Origin of the sequence: Nostocoides jenkinsii Ben 74, assembly GCF_001046875.1 — a bacterium.
Classification (GTDB): Bacteria; Actinomycetota; Actinomycetes; order Actinomycetales; family Dermatophilaceae; genus Nostocoides_A; species Nostocoides_A jenkinsii.
On sequence record NZ_HF571038.1, the window covers coordinates 1,823,693 to 1,839,726 of the forward strand.

General features: G+C 68.2%; 16 protein-coding genes. 7 read left to right on the forward strand and 9 right to left on the reverse strand.

Features of this window, described 5'->3' with window-relative positions; all coding sequences use genetic code 11:
- Positions 1–2: 2 nt before the first annotated feature.
- A complete protein-coding gene (gene metG, locus BN13_RS08490) occupies positions 3–1,796 on the reverse strand; it encodes a methionine--tRNA ligase (RefSeq protein WP_048546023.1) in 1,794 nt (597 codons plus the stop codon).
- Positions 1,797–2,039: 243 nt separating this feature from the next.
- Between metG and BN13_RS08495 the strand changes: the two genes are divergently transcribed.
- On the forward strand, positions 2,040–2,366 hold the full coding sequence (locus BN13_RS08495) for a hypothetical protein (protein WP_048546024.1): 327 nt from the start codon (positions 2,040–2,042) through the stop codon (positions 2,364–2,366).
- 209 nt (positions 2,367–2,575) lie between these two features.
- Positions 2,576–3,208 (forward strand): DUF4126 domain-containing protein, encoded by a 633-nt coding sequence (locus tag BN13_RS08500; protein WP_048546026.1) that lies wholly within the window; start codon positions 2,576–2,578, stop codon positions 3,206–3,208.
- Here BN13_RS08500 and BN13_RS18320 read toward each other — a convergent pair.
- Complete coding sequence (locus BN13_RS18320) at positions 3,199–3,822, reverse strand: TetR/AcrR family transcriptional regulator (protein WP_053079759.1); 624 nt, start codon at positions 3,820–3,822, stop codon at positions 3,199–3,201. The genes BN13_RS08500 and BN13_RS18320 overlap by 10 nt on opposite strands.
- 93 nt (positions 3,823–3,915) lie before the next feature.
- On the opposite strand from BN13_RS18320, the gene BN13_RS08510 reads away from it, so the two are divergent.
- From BN13_RS08510 to BN13_RS08520, 3 genes are all read left to right on the forward strand, one after another.
- Positions 3,916–4,104 (forward strand): hypothetical protein, encoded by a 189-nt coding sequence (locus tag BN13_RS08510; RefSeq protein ID WP_048546027.1) that lies wholly within the window; start codon positions 3,916–3,918, stop codon positions 4,102–4,104.
- A gap of 11 nt (positions 4,105–4,115) precedes the next feature.
- On the forward strand, positions 4,116–4,889 hold the full coding sequence (locus tag BN13_RS08515; protein WP_048546029.1) for a CPBP family intramembrane glutamic endopeptidase: 774 nt from the start codon (positions 4,116–4,118) through the stop codon (positions 4,887–4,889).
- 147 nt (positions 4,890–5,036) lie between these two features.
- The gene (locus BN13_RS08520) at positions 5,037–6,260 is read left to right on the forward strand and encodes an MFS transporter (protein ID WP_053079760.1); all 1,224 of its coding nucleotides are present in this window, start codon (positions 5,037–5,039) and stop codon (positions 6,258–6,260) included.
- Positions 6,261–6,273: 13 nt separating this feature from the next.
- Here the strand turns inward: BN13_RS08520 and BN13_RS08525 are convergent, their stop codons facing one another.
- From BN13_RS08525 to BN13_RS08540, 4 genes are read right to left on the reverse strand one after another with little or no spacing between them, the layout of a single operon-like run.
- Positions 6,274–6,789 carry an ASCH domain-containing protein gene (locus tag BN13_RS08525; protein WP_048546030.1) on the reverse strand — a complete coding sequence of 172 codons (516 nt, stop codon included), beginning with the start codon at positions 6,787–6,789 and terminating at the stop codon, positions 6,274–6,276.
- Positions 6,790–6,812: 23 nt separating this feature from the next.
- On the reverse strand, positions 6,813–7,556 hold the full coding sequence (locus tag BN13_RS08530) for a succinate dehydrogenase/fumarate reductase iron-sulfur subunit (protein WP_048546032.1): 744 nt from the start codon (positions 7,554–7,556) through the stop codon (positions 6,813–6,815).
- A gap of 27 nt (positions 7,557–7,583) precedes the next feature.
- Positions 7,584–9,608, reverse strand: a complete 2,025-nt coding sequence (locus BN13_RS08535) for a fumarate reductase/succinate dehydrogenase flavoprotein subunit (RefSeq protein ID WP_048549017.1) — start codon at positions 9,606–9,608, stop codon at positions 7,584–7,586.
- Positions 9,609–9,615: 7 nt separating this feature from the next.
- Positions 9,616–10,311, reverse strand: coding sequence for a succinate dehydrogenase cytochrome b subunit (locus tag BN13_RS08540; protein ID WP_048546034.1), 696 nt, complete (start codon positions 10,309–10,311; stop codon positions 9,616–9,618).
- Between the two features lie 226 nt (positions 10,312–10,537).
- Between BN13_RS08540 and BN13_RS08545 the strand changes: the two genes are divergently transcribed.
- Positions 10,538–11,230 (forward strand): spermine/spermidine synthase domain-containing protein, encoded by a 693-nt coding sequence (locus tag BN13_RS08545; RefSeq protein WP_157038509.1) that lies wholly within the window; start codon positions 10,538–10,540, stop codon positions 11,228–11,230.
- A 31-nt stretch (positions 11,231–11,261) separates the two neighbouring features.
- Here the strand turns inward: BN13_RS08545 and rsmI are convergent, their stop codons facing one another.
- From rsmI to BN13_RS08560, 3 genes are read right to left on the reverse strand one after another with little or no spacing between them, the layout of a single operon-like run.
- The gene (gene rsmI / locus BN13_RS08550; RefSeq protein ID WP_048546035.1) at positions 11,262–12,092 is read right to left on the reverse strand and encodes a 16S rRNA (cytidine(1402)-2'-O)-methyltransferase; all 831 of its coding nucleotides are present in this window, start codon (positions 12,090–12,092) and stop codon (positions 11,262–11,264) included.
- A 43-nt stretch (positions 12,093–12,135) separates the two neighbouring features.
- Positions 12,136–13,557, reverse strand: a complete 1,422-nt coding sequence (locus BN13_RS08555; protein ID WP_048546036.1) for a hypothetical protein — start codon at positions 13,555–13,557, stop codon at positions 12,136–12,138.
- Positions 13,554–14,309: an ABC transporter ATP-binding protein gene (locus BN13_RS08560; protein ID WP_235433991.1), complete on the reverse strand. Its 756-nt coding sequence runs from the start codon at positions 14,307–14,309 to the stop codon at positions 13,554–13,556. Before BN13_RS08560 ends, BN13_RS08555 begins: the two co-directional genes overlap by 4 nt.
- Before the next feature lie 105 nt (positions 14,310–14,414).
- Between BN13_RS08560 and BN13_RS08565 the strand changes: the two genes are divergently transcribed.
- Positions 14,415–15,977: a dolichyl-phosphate-mannose--protein mannosyltransferase gene (locus BN13_RS08565; protein ID WP_048549020.1), complete on the forward strand. Its 1,563-nt coding sequence runs from the start codon at positions 14,415–14,417 to the stop codon at positions 15,975–15,977.
- Positions 15,978–16,034 lie beyond the last annotated feature (57 nt).

A 16,034-nucleotide genomic window follows, 5' to 3' on the forward strand; every position in this document is an offset into this window, starting at 1 on the left:
GCTCAGTTCGCCATCCGGGCCAGTTCCTCGGCGACGACCGATTCGTCGAGCTTGACGAAGGCGGGTGCGGGCTTACCGATGGGCGTGCCCGCCACCACCGGGCGGCGGGCCCAGGTGGGCGTCGCGGAGTAGTCGCCGGTGATGATCGGGTAGGCGCTGCCGTTGTCTAGGTCCGTGACGTCAGTCACCGTCGGCATCGGCATGAACTCGCCCTCGCCGCCGAGCACCCGGTGGACCGCATTGCTGGAGTGCGGGAGCATCGGGGCCAGGATGGTGTTGCAGTCGCTGACGCACTGAGCCAAGACGTGCAGGACGGTGGCGAGCCGCTCGCGCTGGTCCTCCCCCTTCATCCGGAAGGGCTCGGTGCGGGAGATGTAGGCATTGACCTCACCGACGACGCGCATCGCCTCGGCGGTTGCCTGCCGCAGCCGTTGGCGACGCAGCAGCCCACCGACGACCTCGAACCCGGTCTCCACCGCGGCGAGGACGGCCTCGTCCTCGGGTTCGAGCGGTCCGCATACGGGGATCTCACCGAAGTTCTTGTGCAGCATGGTCGCCGTGCGCTGCACGAGATTGCCCCAGCCGGCGACGAGCTCGGAGTTGGTGCGTTGGACGAAGTCGCGCCAGGTGAAGTCGGCGTCGGAAGTCTCCGGTCCGGCGGCGCAGATGAAGTAGCGCAGCGCGTCCGGCTGGTAGCGGGTCAGGACATCGCGCACGAGGATCGTGTGGCCGCGGCTAGTGGAGAACTGTTGGCTTTCCATCGTGAGGTATTCGGAGGAGACCACTTCGGTGGGCAGGTTCAGCTCGCCATACATCCCCGGGTCGCCGCCCCTGTCGCCCTTGCCCATATAGCCGAGCAGCTCGGCCGGCCAGATCTGGGAGTGGAAGGTGATGTTGTCCTTGCCCATGAAGTAGTAGGACAGCGCCTCCGGGTCGTTCCACCACTCGCGCCAACGCTCCGGGTCGCCGTGGCGGCGGGCCCATTCGATGGAGGCGGAGAGGTAGCCGATCACGGCGTCGAACCACACGTAGAGCTTCTTGGTCGGCAGATCGCGCCAGCCGTCCAGCGGCACCGGGATGCCCCAGTCAATGTCTCGGGTCATCGCGCGTGGCTTGATGTCGTCGAGGATGTTGAGGGAAAACTTGATGACATTCGGCCGCCACGTGCGACTGGCCTCCCGGCCGTCGAGGTAGGCGCGCAGGCTCGTTGCGAGCGCCGGCAGGTCCAGGAAGAAGTGCTGTGTCTCAACGAAATCCGGGACCTCGCCGTTGATCTTCGAGCGCGGCTCGATCAGGTCTTCGGGCTCAAGTTGGTTGCCGCAGTTGTCGCACTGATCGCCGCGCGCCTCGCGATAGCCGCAGATCGGGCAGGTGCCCTCGATATAGCGGTCCGGCAGGGTGCGCCCGGTGGAGGGGGAGATCGCGCCGCGTTGAGTGCGTTCGACCATATAGCCGTTGCGCCAAACCTGGGTGAACAACTCCTGCGCGACGGCGTAGTGATTGCCAGTCGTGGTGCGGGTGTAGAGGTCATAGGAGCAGCCGAGGTCGGCGAGTTCGTGGGCGATGATCGCGTGGTTGACGTCCACCAACTCACGGGCGGTGACCCCCGCCTTGTCGGCCAGGACCAGGATCGGCGTGCCGTGCTCGTCGGAGCCACTCACCATCAGCACCTCGTCGCCGGCCATACGCAGGTAGCGACTGAACACATCAGAGGGCACGGCGAAACCCGCGACATGCCCGAGGTGGCGCGGGCCGTTGGCATAGGGCCAGGCGACGGCGGTGAGGACCTTGGTCATGCCGGAATCCTAGGTTGCCCTCCGGGCCCGGCCAGTTCGGCCGGCCGGCGGTGGGCCCCGGTTCGCCTCCACCGGCGCCGACCCAGGCGCCGGCGACGCCCCCAACAGGGTTGACAAATCAACTAACTCTTGCCTTTGCGCTTGCCGGAAGTGCCTGTATATGGTCTTTCCTGCATGGTTGGCACACCAAAGAATCGGTCCCCAGGTCAACCATTGAATTGGGACCTGCAAGGAGGGAAAACAATGAAGCGTATTACTGGAGTTCTCGCAGGCGTTGCCCTCGCCGGCACCCTCGGTGTCGGCGCGGCTACCTCCGCATCGGCCGCCCAGGTCGGCGCGAGCGACGCCAAGATCACCTGCCCCGGCCGGGTGCAGTTCCGCTCGGTCTGGGTCGACTGCCCCGGTTCGACGCCCGGCACGCAGTTCCGTGCGGTGGCCTACTGCCAGCGCCCGAACGGCGCGACGTTCAGCGCGGTTGGCCCCTGGAAGAACCAGGTCTGGGGTGGCCGTTCGGTCGCGAACTGCTACTACCCGAACCGCGCCTACAACGGCGCCTTCCAGTGGCGCTGATCGCCAGGCACTAGCCTGTCGCGGTTAACGCTCGACAACAACGGCGGAGCGGGGATCTTTCCCCGCTCCGCCTTTGTTCGTTTAGCCATTAACTACTAATCAGTAAGAATGCCGCGAGCAGAATCTGATAACAGTCGGTCGGCTACTAATCAGTAACCGCACCGATCGTTAGCGACCCGCTGCGTCCGCGGCGCGCGTACCCTCGGCTCATGATCGCCGCCCTGACCGGCATGGGGCTCTCGGCCGCCGCCGGCCTCAACGCCTACATCCCCTTCCTCATCGTCGCGTTGCTGGCTCGCTTCACCGACGTCCTGACCCTGCCCCAGTCCTACGCCTGGATCGAGAGCTGGTGGGCGATCGGCATCGGTGCGGTCCTGCTGCTCACCGAGGTCGTCGTCGACAAGATCCCGGCCATCGACACCCTCAACGACGGCATCCAGACGTTCATCCGCCCCAGCATGGGTGGCCTGATTTTTGCGGCGACCTCCGCGGCCGAGCAACTAGACAACTCCGCCTGGATGCGCGAGCACTCGTGGATCGGCATCGTCCTCGGCGTCGTCGTCTCCGGCCTGGTTCACTCGGGCAAGGTCGTCGCGCGCCCGGCCATCAACGCGGGCACCCTGGGCGCGGGGGCCCCGGTGGTATCCACCTTGGAGGACGGCGCCTCGGTCGGCCTGTCCCTCATCGCGATCTTCCTGCCGATTCTGGTGATCCTGGCCCTGATCGCGCTCTTCGGACTCTTCTTCTGGCTGTGGCGACGCGTTCGCCGGTGGCGCCGCCGCCGGGGCGACCCGATCGACGGACCGGGCTCGTATGGCGATTCGGGCGCGTCCTACGCCTGAGGCGGCTGCTGCTCAAGCAGAGCCAACAACTGCCGGGTGCCTCGCTCGACATAGGCCGCCCGCTCGTCATCCGGCTGGATCAGTGACGTCGTGAGCACGCCCTGGAAGGCAGCCACCACGGTCTCGACACGCCCTTCAACTACTCCCGGAGTGACGGCCTCGGCAATTCGTCCCACCAAATCCAGGAACCGGCCACGCCAGGGGGCAAAGGTGAGCCGAAGCTCCGGCGTACGCACCGCCTCCAGCGTGAGTTCGGCCTGCACGCGCACCAGCCGGGGCTGCTTGGCCAAATCCACCGCGAGCGCGACGATCTCCTCGACCCATTGCTCGTGCTCTTGCGCCGGAATGTCGGCAATGCGCGTCCGCGCGGCCTCGATCCGGTGCGCCATCAGCCAGGCGATGTGCTCCATCAGGGCCGTAAGCAGCGCAAGCCGCGTCCGGTAGGACGAACTCGTTGACCCCTCGGGCAGACCGGCCTGCGCATCCACCGCGCGGTGCGTCAATGCCCGCAGCCCGCCATGCGCGACGACATCCGCTGCCGCATCGAGCAGCTCACGACGGCGGCCCGTGGCGGGCGGCCCCAACCCGAAGTCAGGGGCAAGTTTCGACGGCACGCAGACATTGTGCCGGTCTGGAGTTGTATCGCGACCACTACATATGTAGTCTCTGGAGAAAGCACTACACCTGTAGAGAAAGAAGAAGCAGCCATGGGCACCATGACCTACCTCGCCACTGTCACCACCTTCCTCACCGGCCTCGTCTCTGCCGCCGCCATCGTCCTCGGCATCGCCCTGATCGCCCTCGCGACCCCGGCCATCCGCAGCAACCACACGGCGCGCATCACCCGCCACGAGTCGATCCCGACCTACTACCGCGGTCTCGTCCTCGGCCACTGATACTGGCCTGCATGACCGATGCCTTGCCCGCCACTGGCCTGCAGCGGGCCACCCTCCTGGCCGAGACGTGGCTCCTGCTGGGACTGAGCTTGGGCGCGTCGGCCCTGTGGTCGCTGTTGAGCTTGATCGACAAGCTCACCAAGCACATCGCGCTGGCCCAGCAGACGACCTCGATGAACAACTCGGTCACCCCCGACCGGCCGTGGCTCGATCTCGCCTACCAACTGCTCCCCATCGCCCTCGGCGTCCTGCCCGCGGCATTGGCGGTGCACCTGCTCCGGCGCGACGATCCCGCTGCCCCCGCCTTCATCGGCCTTGACGCCCGCGAGCCCGGGAGGGATCTCGGGCGAGGAATCCTGCTCGCGGGAGTGATCGGCATACCCGGCCTGGGTTTGTATGCCGTGGCCCGCGCCCTCGGTCTCAACACCACCATCGCGGCGGCGAACCTCGCCGACCACTGGTGGACCATCCCCGTGCTGATCCTGGCCGCCTTCCAGAACGCCATCCTCGAAGAAGTCGTGATGGTGGGCTACCTGCTCACCCGATGGCGGCAGGCCGGCTGGAGCACGCCGGTCGCCATCGGCGTCTCGGCCCTCGTGCGCGGGAGCTACCACCTCTATCAGGGTTTCGGCGGCTTCGTCGGGAACCTCGTGATGGGGATGATCTTCGGCTATGTCTACACCCGGACCCGGCGGGTCCTGCCGCTCGTCATCGCGCACGCGGTGCTCGACATCGTCGCGTTCGTGGGCTACACGTTGCTGCACGAGCATTGGGCCTGGCTCTAAAACCCCACGAAGTTCTCCGCTCGTCCCTCGCTCCGATACTCCGCGGGGACCCCCTCCGGGAATCTCGCAACAGGGACAAGGACACCCCAGCATCGCGCGACCTCGAATTAGCCTGCGGCCAGCGGCGAGAGATGCGAGACTCGGCGGGTGCTGCAGCGCTTGGGGTTCCCGGACGCGCGCCGGCACCCCGCCCTCGTCACCGGAATCGGGATCGACGCGCTCGGTAGCGGCGTCTTCATCCCGGTCTCGGTGCTCTACTTCCTTGTCACCACTGACGCCGGCAAGACCCGCGTCGGGCTCGCGATGAGCCTCGCCGCCGTCATGGCGGTGCCCTTCGTGCTCGTCGCGGGCGGCCTCGTCGACCGCTTCGGCGCCAAGCGAATTATCCTGGCGGGCAACCTGATTCAGGCCGTCGCGTTCGTCGGCTATGTCTTCGCCGACACCTTCTGGGCCATCGTGGCGGTGGAGACGCTCGCCGCCCTCGGGCAGAGCGCGTTCTGGAGCGCCTACTCCAATCTCGTCGCCGCGAGCACGGAGCCCGGTGAGCGGGAGGTGTGGTTCGGCTTCCTCGGCGCCTTGCGCAATGTCGGTTTCGCGATCGGTGGGCTCGCGGCCGGCGCCGTCGTCATGATCGGCACGGACCGGGCCTTCCATGCCCTCGTGCTGGCCAATGCGGTCAGCTATCTCTTCGCCTTCGCCGCCCTCACCCGCGTCCCCGCCGGTGGCCCGGTGCCGCGCGACGCCGGGGTCGCCCGCCCGGGATGGGGGATGGTGCTACGAGACCACCCCTACCTCGTCCTCGTGACGACGAACGCGGCATACGCCCTGAGCACGGTGTCGCTGAATATCGCGATGCCGGTCTATGCCATCGACGTCCTGCGCCTGCCCGGGTGGGTGAGCGGGGCGTTGTTCACGGTCAACACGATCATGGTCGGCCTCGGCCAAGGGCTGGTCGTGCGCCGGATGAGCGGGCATCGCCGGTTCCGCATCATCGTGCTCGCCTTCGGGATGTATGCCGCCGGCTTCCTCGTCCTCGCCGCCAGCGGGACATTGCCGCGCGCCGCCGCGGTCGCCGGAGTGCTGGTCGCGGTGGGGATCTATACGTTCGGGGAGATGCTTGGCGGGCCACCGCTGTCCGCCTCCTCGGTCGAGGCGGCGCCGGAGGAGCTTCGCGGGCGCTACCTCGCGGCATACCAACTGTCGTGGGTGGTGGCCGGGATCGTGGCGCCGGCCCTGTATCTCACCTTGCTCGACCACGACCGTTTCAGCGTATGGGGAGCCCTGATTCTGATTGCCACGGTCGGCGCGTCGCTGGTCCAGTCGCTCGGGCATCGGCTGCCGGCCGTCTCGGCCCGCGTGACGGCTGCCTAGGCGTGACGGCCACTTAGGCGTTGCGGCGGGTGGGATAGAGCAGTCGGAAGCGTTCGCAGACGACCGGCATGTCGAGATGGAAGCCGCGGTCGTGGTCGGCGACCTCGGTGAAGAACTTTTGGTGGATACGCCGCCAACTCGCCAGGGATCGGTCGTCCTCACCCTCGGCGGCGGCGAAGTCGGCGTCGACCTCGTGGAACGGGACCACCGACACGGCGGTCGTCTCGATCAGGGCCCGGGGGTGGCCGGCGCCGTCGAGGATGATCGACAAGGTGCCCGGCTCGGGGACGGGTTCGTTCTCGACCTCGTAGTCCCACAGTGCACCGGCGGTCCCGGTCTTGATGCCGTCGAGGACCAGAGCGAGGAGGGAGTCGGCCTGCTCAGGGGTTGCGCCGAACGCCCAGGCCGGCGGGATGAGCGCCGACCGGGCGTTGACCCCTGCATACACCTCGAAGCGGTTGAGCTTGGCCTTGACCTTGGCCAGCTCCCAGAAGACCTCGATCTCGTGCTGCTGCTCGCTCTGGTCCATGGCTGCTGGCCCGGTCGACCCGGTCAGAATCGACCGCTGGCGGACTTGCGCAGGTCGGAGTTGAGTTGGCTGATCACATCGAGCGGGATGCCCTTGGGGCAGGCGTGCGAGCACTCGCCGATATTGGTGCAGCCGCCGAAACCGGCGCCGTCGTGGGTGGCGACCATGGCCTGGACACGCTTGGCGCGCTCCGGCTGGCCCTGCGGAAGCTCGCCGAGGTGGGTCACCTTGGCGCCCATGAAGAGCATGCCGCTGGCGTTGGGGCAGGCGGCGACGCACGCACCGCAGCCGATGCATTCGGCCGCCATGAAGGCGCGGTCGGCGTGCGGCTTCGGCACCGGGGCGGCGTTGGCCTCCGGGGCTGCGCCGGTGTTGACCGAGATGAAGCCGCCAGCCTGGATGATGCGGTCGAAGGCGCTGCGGTCGACGACCAGGTCACGGATGATCGGGAAGGCGTCGGCGCGCCACGGCTCGACGGTGATCGTCTCGCCGTCGCGGAAGCTGCGCATGTGCAGCTGGCAGGTGGTGGTTTTCTCGGGGCCGTGGGCCTCGCCGGAGATCATCAGCCCGCACATCCCACAAATGCCTTCGCGGCAGTCGGAGTCGAACGCGATCGGCTCCTCGCCCTTGGCGTTGAGTCGCTCGTTGAGGACGTCCAGCATCTCCAGGAAGCTCATGTCTTCGGAGATGTCGTCGACGGCGTAGGTCTTCAGCTCACCGCGAGCGCGAGGGCCGTCTTGGCGCCAGATCTTCAGAGTCAGTTTCACGTTGGCTTGCTTTCGTCGCGGGGCGGGCTACTTGTAGGAGCGCTGCTTGAGCTGGATGGCGTCGTAGACGAGATCTTCCTTGTGCAGCACCGGAGTGCCCATCGACTCTCCCGGCTGGTTGGGGTCGTTGTCTCCGGCGCCCCACTCCCAGCCCGCGACGTAGAGGAACTGGTCGTCATGCCGCAGCGCCTCCCCGTCCTCGGTCTGGGACTCGCCACGGAAGTGACCGCCGCACGACTCGCGTCGGTGGAGCGCGTCGATGCACATCAACTCGCCGAGTTCCAGGAAGTCGGCCACGCGGCCGGCCTTCTCCAGGCTCTGGTTGAGGGTGTCGGCGCTGCCGAGGACGCGGACGTTGCGCCAGAACTCGGCGCGCAACGAGCGGATGAGGTCGATCGCCTTGAGCAGGCCCTCCTCGGTGCGCTCCATCCCGCAGTACTCCCACATGATGTTGCCGAGTTCCTTGTGGAAGGAGTCGACGGAGCGCTCGCCGTTGACCGCGAGCAGCCGCTGGGTGCGCTCCTCCACGGAGCGCTTGGCCTCGGCCACCGCCTCGCTGGACTCATCGATCTTGGGGTAGGGGCCCTTGGCGAGGTAGTCGCGGATGGTGTTGGGGAGCACGAAGTAGCCGTCGGCGAGGCCTTGCATCAGCGCCGAGGCGCCGAGGCGGTTGGCGCCGTGGTCGGAGAAGTTGGCTTCACCGGCAACGAAAAGCCCGGGAATCGTCGACTGCAGGTCGTAGTCGACCCACAGGCCACCCATGACGTAGTGCACCGCGGGATAGATCCGCATCGGTGTCTCGTAGGGGTTCTCGCCCGTGATGCGGGCATACATGTCGAAGAGGTTGCCGTACTTCTCCTCGACCGTTGACCGGCCGAGGCGGGCGATGGCGTCGGCGAAGTCGAGGTAGACCCCGCGCCGGAAGTCGCCGACCTTAGGGCCGACGCCGCGCCCCTCGTCGCACATGTTCTTGGCCTGGCGGGAGGCGATATCGCGCGGCACGAGGTTGCCGAAGGCCGGATAGATCCGCTCCAAGTAGTAGTCGCGGTCCTGCTCGGGGATCTGCCGCGGGTCCTTCTCGCAGTCCTCGCGGCGCTTGGGCACCCAGATGCGCCCGTCGTTGCGCAACGACTCCGACATCAGGGTGAGCTTCGACTGGTGATCGCCGGAGACCGGGATGCAGGTCGGGTGGATCTGGGTGTAACACGGGTTGGCCATGTAGGCGCCCTTGCGGTGCGCCCGCCAGGACGCGGTGACATTGGAGCCCATCGCGTTGGTGGACAGGAAGAAGACGTTGCCGTAGCCACCCGAGGCGAGCACGACGGCGTCGGCCAGGTGAGTCTCGATCTCGCCGCTGACGAGATCGCGGGCGATGATCCCGCGGGCGCGGCCGTCCTCGACGATGAGTTCGAGCATCTCGTGGCGCGTGAACGCCTCGACGGTGCCGGCGGCCACCTGGCGCTCCAGTGCCTGGTAGGCGCCGATGAGCAACTGCTGGCCCGTCTGGCCGCGGGCATAGAAGGTGCGGGAGACCTGCACGCCGCCGAAGGAGCGGTTGTCGAGCAGCCCGCCGTAGTCACGGGCGAAGGGAACCCCCTGGGCCACGCACTGGTCGATGATATTGGCGCTGACCTCGGCGAGGCGATAGACGTTGGTCTCGCGGGAGCGGTAGTCGCCGCCCTTGACCGTGTCGTAGAACAGGCGATAGATCGAGTCGCCGTCCTCCTGGTAGTTCTTGGCCGCGTTGATGCCGCCCTGTGCCGCGATCGAGTGGGCCCGGCGCGGAGAGTCCTGGAAGCAGAAGGACTTGACGTGATAGCCGGCCTCGCCGAGGGTCGCGGCGGCCGCGCCGCCCGCCAGTCCGGTGCCGACGATAATGACGGACAGCTTGCGGCGGTTGGCCGGGTTGACCAGGGCGGCGTCGAAGCGGCGCTGGGTCCACTTCTTCTCGATCGGGCCGGCCGGGGCCTTGGTGTCGGCCAGCGGACTACCGAGACGGTAGTAGGACGCGTCGACGCCCGCGGGCGTGCTCACGGTGGTGGTGTCGGTCATCAGCAACTCACTCCACGATTCCGAACAAGATGGCCAGGGGGGGGATCAAGAAGGCCGTCGCGACGAGCGCGCCGACGAAGTGGGCGACGAGCTTCGCCCGAGCACGGGAGGCGGCGGTGGAGGTCAGGCCCAGGGTCTGGGCGGCGCTCCATACGCCATGGAAGAGGTGGAAGGCGAGCGCCAGCACCGCGCACACATAGATCAGCACGAGCCACCACTTGTCGAAGCTGTTGACGACATTGGCATAGGGCGTCGGCTGCTCGCCCTGCGGGTGGATGGTGTGGGTGGTCAGGTGCAGGATGTGGAAGACCACGAAGAGCAGCAGGGCGAGGCCGCCGTAGCGCATCGTGCGCGAGGCCAGTGTCGAGCCGACATTCTTCTTGACGGCGTAGCGCGTGCTGCGGGCGGAATTGGCCCGTCCCCACAAGGTGATCGCCGAATAGGCGTGCAGCACCAGGCTCACCAGCAGCACGATGCGCACGATCCAGAGGAGGCCGCCATAGGGCAGCATGGGCTCACCGAAGGTGCGCAGGTGGTGTGCATAGGCGTTGAAAGTGTCCGCGCCGCCGAGCACCATGAGGTTGCCGTAGGCGTGCAGGAGCACATAGCCGACGAAGATCAAGCCGGTCGCCGCCATGAGCAGCTTCAAGCCGATCGACGACCGCGATGCCGGCTTCGTTGCGGGAAGGGTCGAGGTTGCCACGAGGGCAACCTATCGCTCACCTCGCACAATCGCCGCCCCGGACCCCCCGCGTGGCGTGTGAGATTAGGTCTACCGGCCGGTAGCCTCCCACGCCGCCGGAGGGTGTCGGATTCCCGCCCAATCCCACTACCCGGCGCTTTGGGAGGCTTTCTGACTGTGGGTTTGCCATGCATAGCGCCGGAAAGCCTCCCGTAGCTGGCCGGCTGGCGCCGCATACGATCGCGGCGTGCTGCCCGCTGAGCCTCCACGAACCGTGGCCCGCGCCGACGGTGCGCGCGGCGTCGTGGCACTTCGGGTTCGGCAGGGTCCGGCCGGGCCGGTGCACGAACTCATCGTGGCCGGCATCTTCGCGATGGACGACGCCGAAACCTCCAGCGAGATCGCATTAGCGGAAGTGGCGCTCGCCCGCTGTCCCCGGCCCGACCGGGTGCTCATCGGCGGGCTCGGGCTCGGGCATACCGCCCTCGCGGTCCTGCGGGATGCGAGGGTCGAGGAGGTCACCGTCGTGGAACTCGAACCCGCGCTGCTCGACTGGGCGCGCGCCGACCTGGTGCCGGCGCTGACCGCGGTCGGCGCGGATCCGCGGGTTCGCCTGGTCGAGGGGGATGTCGGTGCCTTCCTTGGGACGGCGGGCACCGAATACGACGTGGTCTTGCTAGACGTCGACAACGGACCCTCGTTCCTCGTCCACGAACCCAACCACCTTCTGTATGGCGAGCCCGCCCTCCGCGCGGCCCTCGCCCGGGTGGCACCCGGCGGGGTGCTGGTGATCTGGGCCGCGCAGCGCGAGCCGGCGTTGCTGGCGCTCCTGGGTGAGGTGGCGGGACCCGACCGGGTGAGCGAGGTCGTGCTGCCGATCCACCGGGACGGGAGGGCGTTCGACTACGCGCTCTACGTGGTGACGCGCCCCGCGGCATAGCTGTGGGGCGTCCGCCAGGGGGCTGCCCTGTCTAACGGGTGGCGAGCACCGCGTCATACAGGGCCTTCTTGGATTGCCCGGTGAGCGCGGCGACCTCGGCGCACGCGTCCTTCAGACGCAGGCCGTCATTCATGAGCTCGCGGACCTGCGCCACCGCGGTGGCGAGGTCGGTGACCGGCGCCGTCGCACCCGCCACCACGATGGTGACCTCGCCCAGGACGCCGTTCGCCGCCCAGTCGACGAGATCGGTGAGCGAACCGCGGCGGACTTCTTCGTAGGTCTTGGTGAGTTCGCGGCAGACGGCGGCCGGGCGGTCGGCACCGAATGCCTCGGCCAACGCGCGCAGCGTGGCTTCGGTGCGATGGGGCGCCTCGAAGAAGACCATCGTGCGCCGCTCGGTGGCGAGGTCGGCGAGGACGCGGGCCCGCTCCCCCGGTTTGCGCGGCAGGAAGCCGTCGAACGCGAAGCGGTCGACCGGCAGCCCCGAGAGGGCGAGCGCGACCAGAACCGCGCTGGGACCGGGGGCACAGGTGACGGGGAGGTCGGCGGCGACGGCGGCGGCGACCAGGCGATAGCCGGGATCGGAGACCGACGGCATCCCGGCGTCGGTGACGAGCAGGACGCGCTCGCCGGCGGCGAGCCGGGCGATGAGATCGGCGGTGACCGCCGACTCGTTGTGCTCGTGGTAGCTCAGCAATCGACCCTGCGGGGTGACGCCGAGGGCCGCGCACAGTCGGCGGGTGCGACGGGTGTCCTCGGCGGCGATGACGTCGGCGCCGGCGAGCTCCGCGATGAGGCGGGCGCTGGCATCGCGCGGGTCACCGATCGGTGTGGCGGCAAGGACCAGTGGCATGGCCGCCATCCTTCCAGTGGTCGGCGAGCAATCCAGTGGTCGGTGAGCGAACTCAGATGCGGTGACCGAGCTCGAGTTGGCGGGCGAGGCGCAGGCCGTACCAGATGGTGAACACACCCGCCCCGAGGACGAACCCGATGGTCAACGGCGCGAGAAGGGGCCGGTCGGCCAGTGCGGCGAGGGGCAACCCGCCGGAGAAGGCCGCGACGGTGACCGGACGGGCATACCAATAAGCCATGGTCATCGGGCCGACCTCGGCGACGAACGAGAGGTCCGGCGGGGAGCCGCGGAATGCCGCCATCAAGGTGGTGCCGGCCAGGATGAGCGTGGCGGCGCCGGCGGCGCCGAGGGGGATCCGAGGGTCGAGGCCGGTGGCGCCGGAGACGAGGGCGACCACGGGCAGACCGATGACGAGGGCACCGAGGACCGGGATGACCAGGTGGGCGGCCGCCTCGGTGCGGAAGGCGAGGCCGATCAGTGGCGGGGTCCCGGCGTTGTCGGCGACGAGGCGCACCCCCTCGGCAAGCGCGCCAAACGCGAAATACGCCACCACCAGGGCGAGGAGGCCGAGGATGCGCGGGGCCGCCGGCTGCCCGGCCGCGACCGCGATCAGGGCGTATGCCGCGCCCAGCCCGAGCAGCCCGGCAACCGCGCGTCGTGGGGTGCGCCGCAGACCGAGCAGGTCGCGCCGCACGACCGTCAGGATCGGCGAGCCTGGCCGGAGCCGGCGATTCCGTGCGCGGGTGATCGGCGCGGCGACGTCGAGGCGCGCGGCGCGGAGGTCCCCGGCGAGGACGGCGCCGCCGATGTGGGTGGTGCGCACGGCGTGGACGCGGAGTTGCTCAAGGCGCAGGCTGCGCAGCAGGTTGGCGACAGTCAGGCGGTGGCGGCTGGCCGGGTCGGCTGCCCGGGTGTCGCGGCGCAGGCCGTCCGAGTCTGCGGCTTGGGCCAGCAAGGCCGTCACCGCGACAAGCAGGCCAAGGGTCGTCGCGGCGACGATGGTCACGATGACGGCGGCAACGCCACCCAGCCCCGCCCCCACGACCGCTCCCCCGACCAGGGCGCCGATCAGCGCTCCGATTCCGGCCCCCGCGATCAAGAGCGCGAGCGCGCGCTCGCGCAGAACCTCGGCCCGGTCGATCGCCGAGGCCACGACCGAATCGATGAAGGGCAGCGGTGGCACCACCGGCCCGCGCACGCGTCCCGTCGCCCAGGCGAGCGCGGTGAGAGCCGCCGATGTCGCGAGGAGGGCGAGCACTCCCCATACGGACTGCGCGGCGGACCTGACCCACTGCGGATCGGAGGTCACCAGCAGGGCGCGGAGCAGGTTGAAGCCATAGACGCCGCCGAAGATCGCCACCAGATAGAAGGCGTAGAGCAATCGGCGGATCGTGCCGGTGCCCTCCTCGCCATGCAGGACGTGGAGTGCATCGTCGAGACGCGCGATGTCGATGCTTGCGGGGCGCCTGGTCACGGCGAGCCGGCAGGGTCGTCGTCTACCTCATCGGCGTGGCCCTCCGCGCCCTCGGGATTCCCCTCACCCCAGCCGAGGTCGAGCACCTCGTCGGCGATCGCGTCGGTGAGCAGGGGGTCGTGGCTGGCGACCAGCAGCGTGGCGCCGGCATCGCGCCGCTCGCTCAGGATCGCTGCGAGCGCGCGCCGCTTCTGGGTGTCGAGCCGCTGCTCGGGTTCATCGAGGATGAGCAGATCGGCCGGGCGGAACAGCGTCAAGGCGAGCCGGAACAGTTGGCCTTGTCCGGACGACAACTCGTGCGGGAACCGGCCGCCGAGATCGCCGATGCCGACCTGGTGCAGGGCGGCGTCCACGCGCTCCTCGCACGACTGCGCGTCGCGTCCCCAGGTGGCGTCGATCAAGGTGAGGTGATCGGCCAAGGTCAGATCGCGGTATGCCGCGGGCGCCCCCAACAGTGCCGCCACCCGACCCCGGATGGCCTGGTCGCGCTCGTCGGCGCGGCGGTCTCCGATCAGCACCGAGCCGGTGGTGGGCTCGAGCAGCCCGGCGATGATCTTGAGCAAGGTGGTCTTGCCGATTCCGTTGCGGCCGCGAACGACTACACACTGGCCGGGCTCGACCACCAGCGACACCGGAGCCAGCAGTGTGACATCACCGACGACCTTGGACACTTCGTCGACGGTCACCCGCGGACCGACGCCCGTCGACCCGGATTGATCCGCTGTTTGATCCGCAGTGGCTCGGGGCTTCACACCCGCGAGCCTATGGACCCCACACGAATTGCGCCCTCGCGGCTCGCCGGGTGGATCGCCTGCGCGGTCGCGACCTCACCGGAAGACTCGGGCGCGCAACATACGATGACCCGCGTGACCAGGACCGAGCAACTGCAATTGCGGCTGCTCGGATACCGCCCGACCGACCGGTTCATGGGCTGGTTCGGGCCGCTGCTCTTCGCCGTCCTCGGGGGCTTGATCCGCTTCTGGCGGCTCGATCGACCGCATCAACTGGTCTTCGACGAGACCTACTACGTCAAGCAGGGCATCTCGATGCTCGAGTACGGCGTCGAGATGCGCTGGCTCGGCGAGGGCAAGGTCGTCGACCCGCTCTTCACGCACGGGAATCTGAGCGTCTTCAGCACGGCCAATGGCGACATGGTCGTGCACCCGCCGGTCGGCAAATGGGTCATCGCGATCGGCGAATGGATATTTGGGGGGACCTCGAGCTGGGGATGGCGGTTCTCCGTCTGCACGCTCGGCACCCTCTCGATCCTGATGATCGGCCGCATCGCGCGCCGACTCTTTCGCTCCAGCCTGCTCGGGACGATCGCGGCCTTTCTGACGGCCTTCGAGGGCCACCATTTCGTGCAGTCCCGCACGGGCCTGCTCGACCTGATCCTGATGTTCTTCGTGCTCAGCGCATTCGGCGCGTTGTTGATCGACCGGGATCAGGCCCGCGAGCGGTTGGCCGAACACGTGGGGCGGGTCTCGGTCCATACGTATGAGACGTGGGGACCCATCCTCGGCTTCCGCCCATGGCGCTGGGTGGCCGGAATCTGCCTTGGCCTGGCCACCGGCACGAAGTGGTCCGGGCTGTTCTTCCTGGTTGCCTTCGGACTGATGACCGTCCTGTGGGACATGGGTGCCTATCGGGCCGCCGGGGTGCGCCGCTGGGTCGCCTCGACCCTCCTCGTCCAAGCCCCGATTGCCGCCATCACGATGGTCGGGCTGACCCTCGTGACGTATCTGCTCTCCTGGACGGGCTGGTTCCTCAGTACATATGGCTACAAGCGACAGTGGGCCGAGACCCACCCGGCGACCCACGGCTGGATCCCGGACGCGCTCCGGTCGCTGTGGAGCTATCACACGGAGGCGTATCGCTTCCACCAGACGCTGACCTCCCCGCACGACTACATGAGCAATCCGTGGACGTGGATCGTGCAGGGACGACCGACATCGTTCTTCTATGAAGGCCCCAAGAAGGGCCAGGACGGCTGCACGGTCACGGAGTGCTCGAAGGCGATCTCCTCGCTCGGCACGATCACGATCTGGTGGCTGGCCGCGATCGGGATCTTCTTCCTGGTTTATCACTGGGCGATCCGGCGCGACTGGCGGGCGGGCGCCATCTTGTGTGGCCTCGCCGCTGGCTGGCTGCCGTGGTTCAACTTGCAGCACCGGACGATCTTTCAGTTCTATGCCATTGCGTTCCAGCCATGGGTCGTCCTCTCCGCCGTCTTTGTCCTGGGGTTGATTCTGGGCAAGGCCACCGACAGCCCTCGCCGACGGCGTATCGGGTTGCTGTGGGTGGGCGGTTTCTGCCTTGCCTCCCTGGCACTCTTCGCGTTCTACTGGCCGATCTATACGGCCCAGGTCATTCCGTACGACTCCTGGCGACTGCGCATGTGGCTGCCGAGCTGGATCTGATCGGCCGACTGCCGGACGCGCCACGCCGGAAAAGGGGTTGTCGGCGGCAGCGCATAT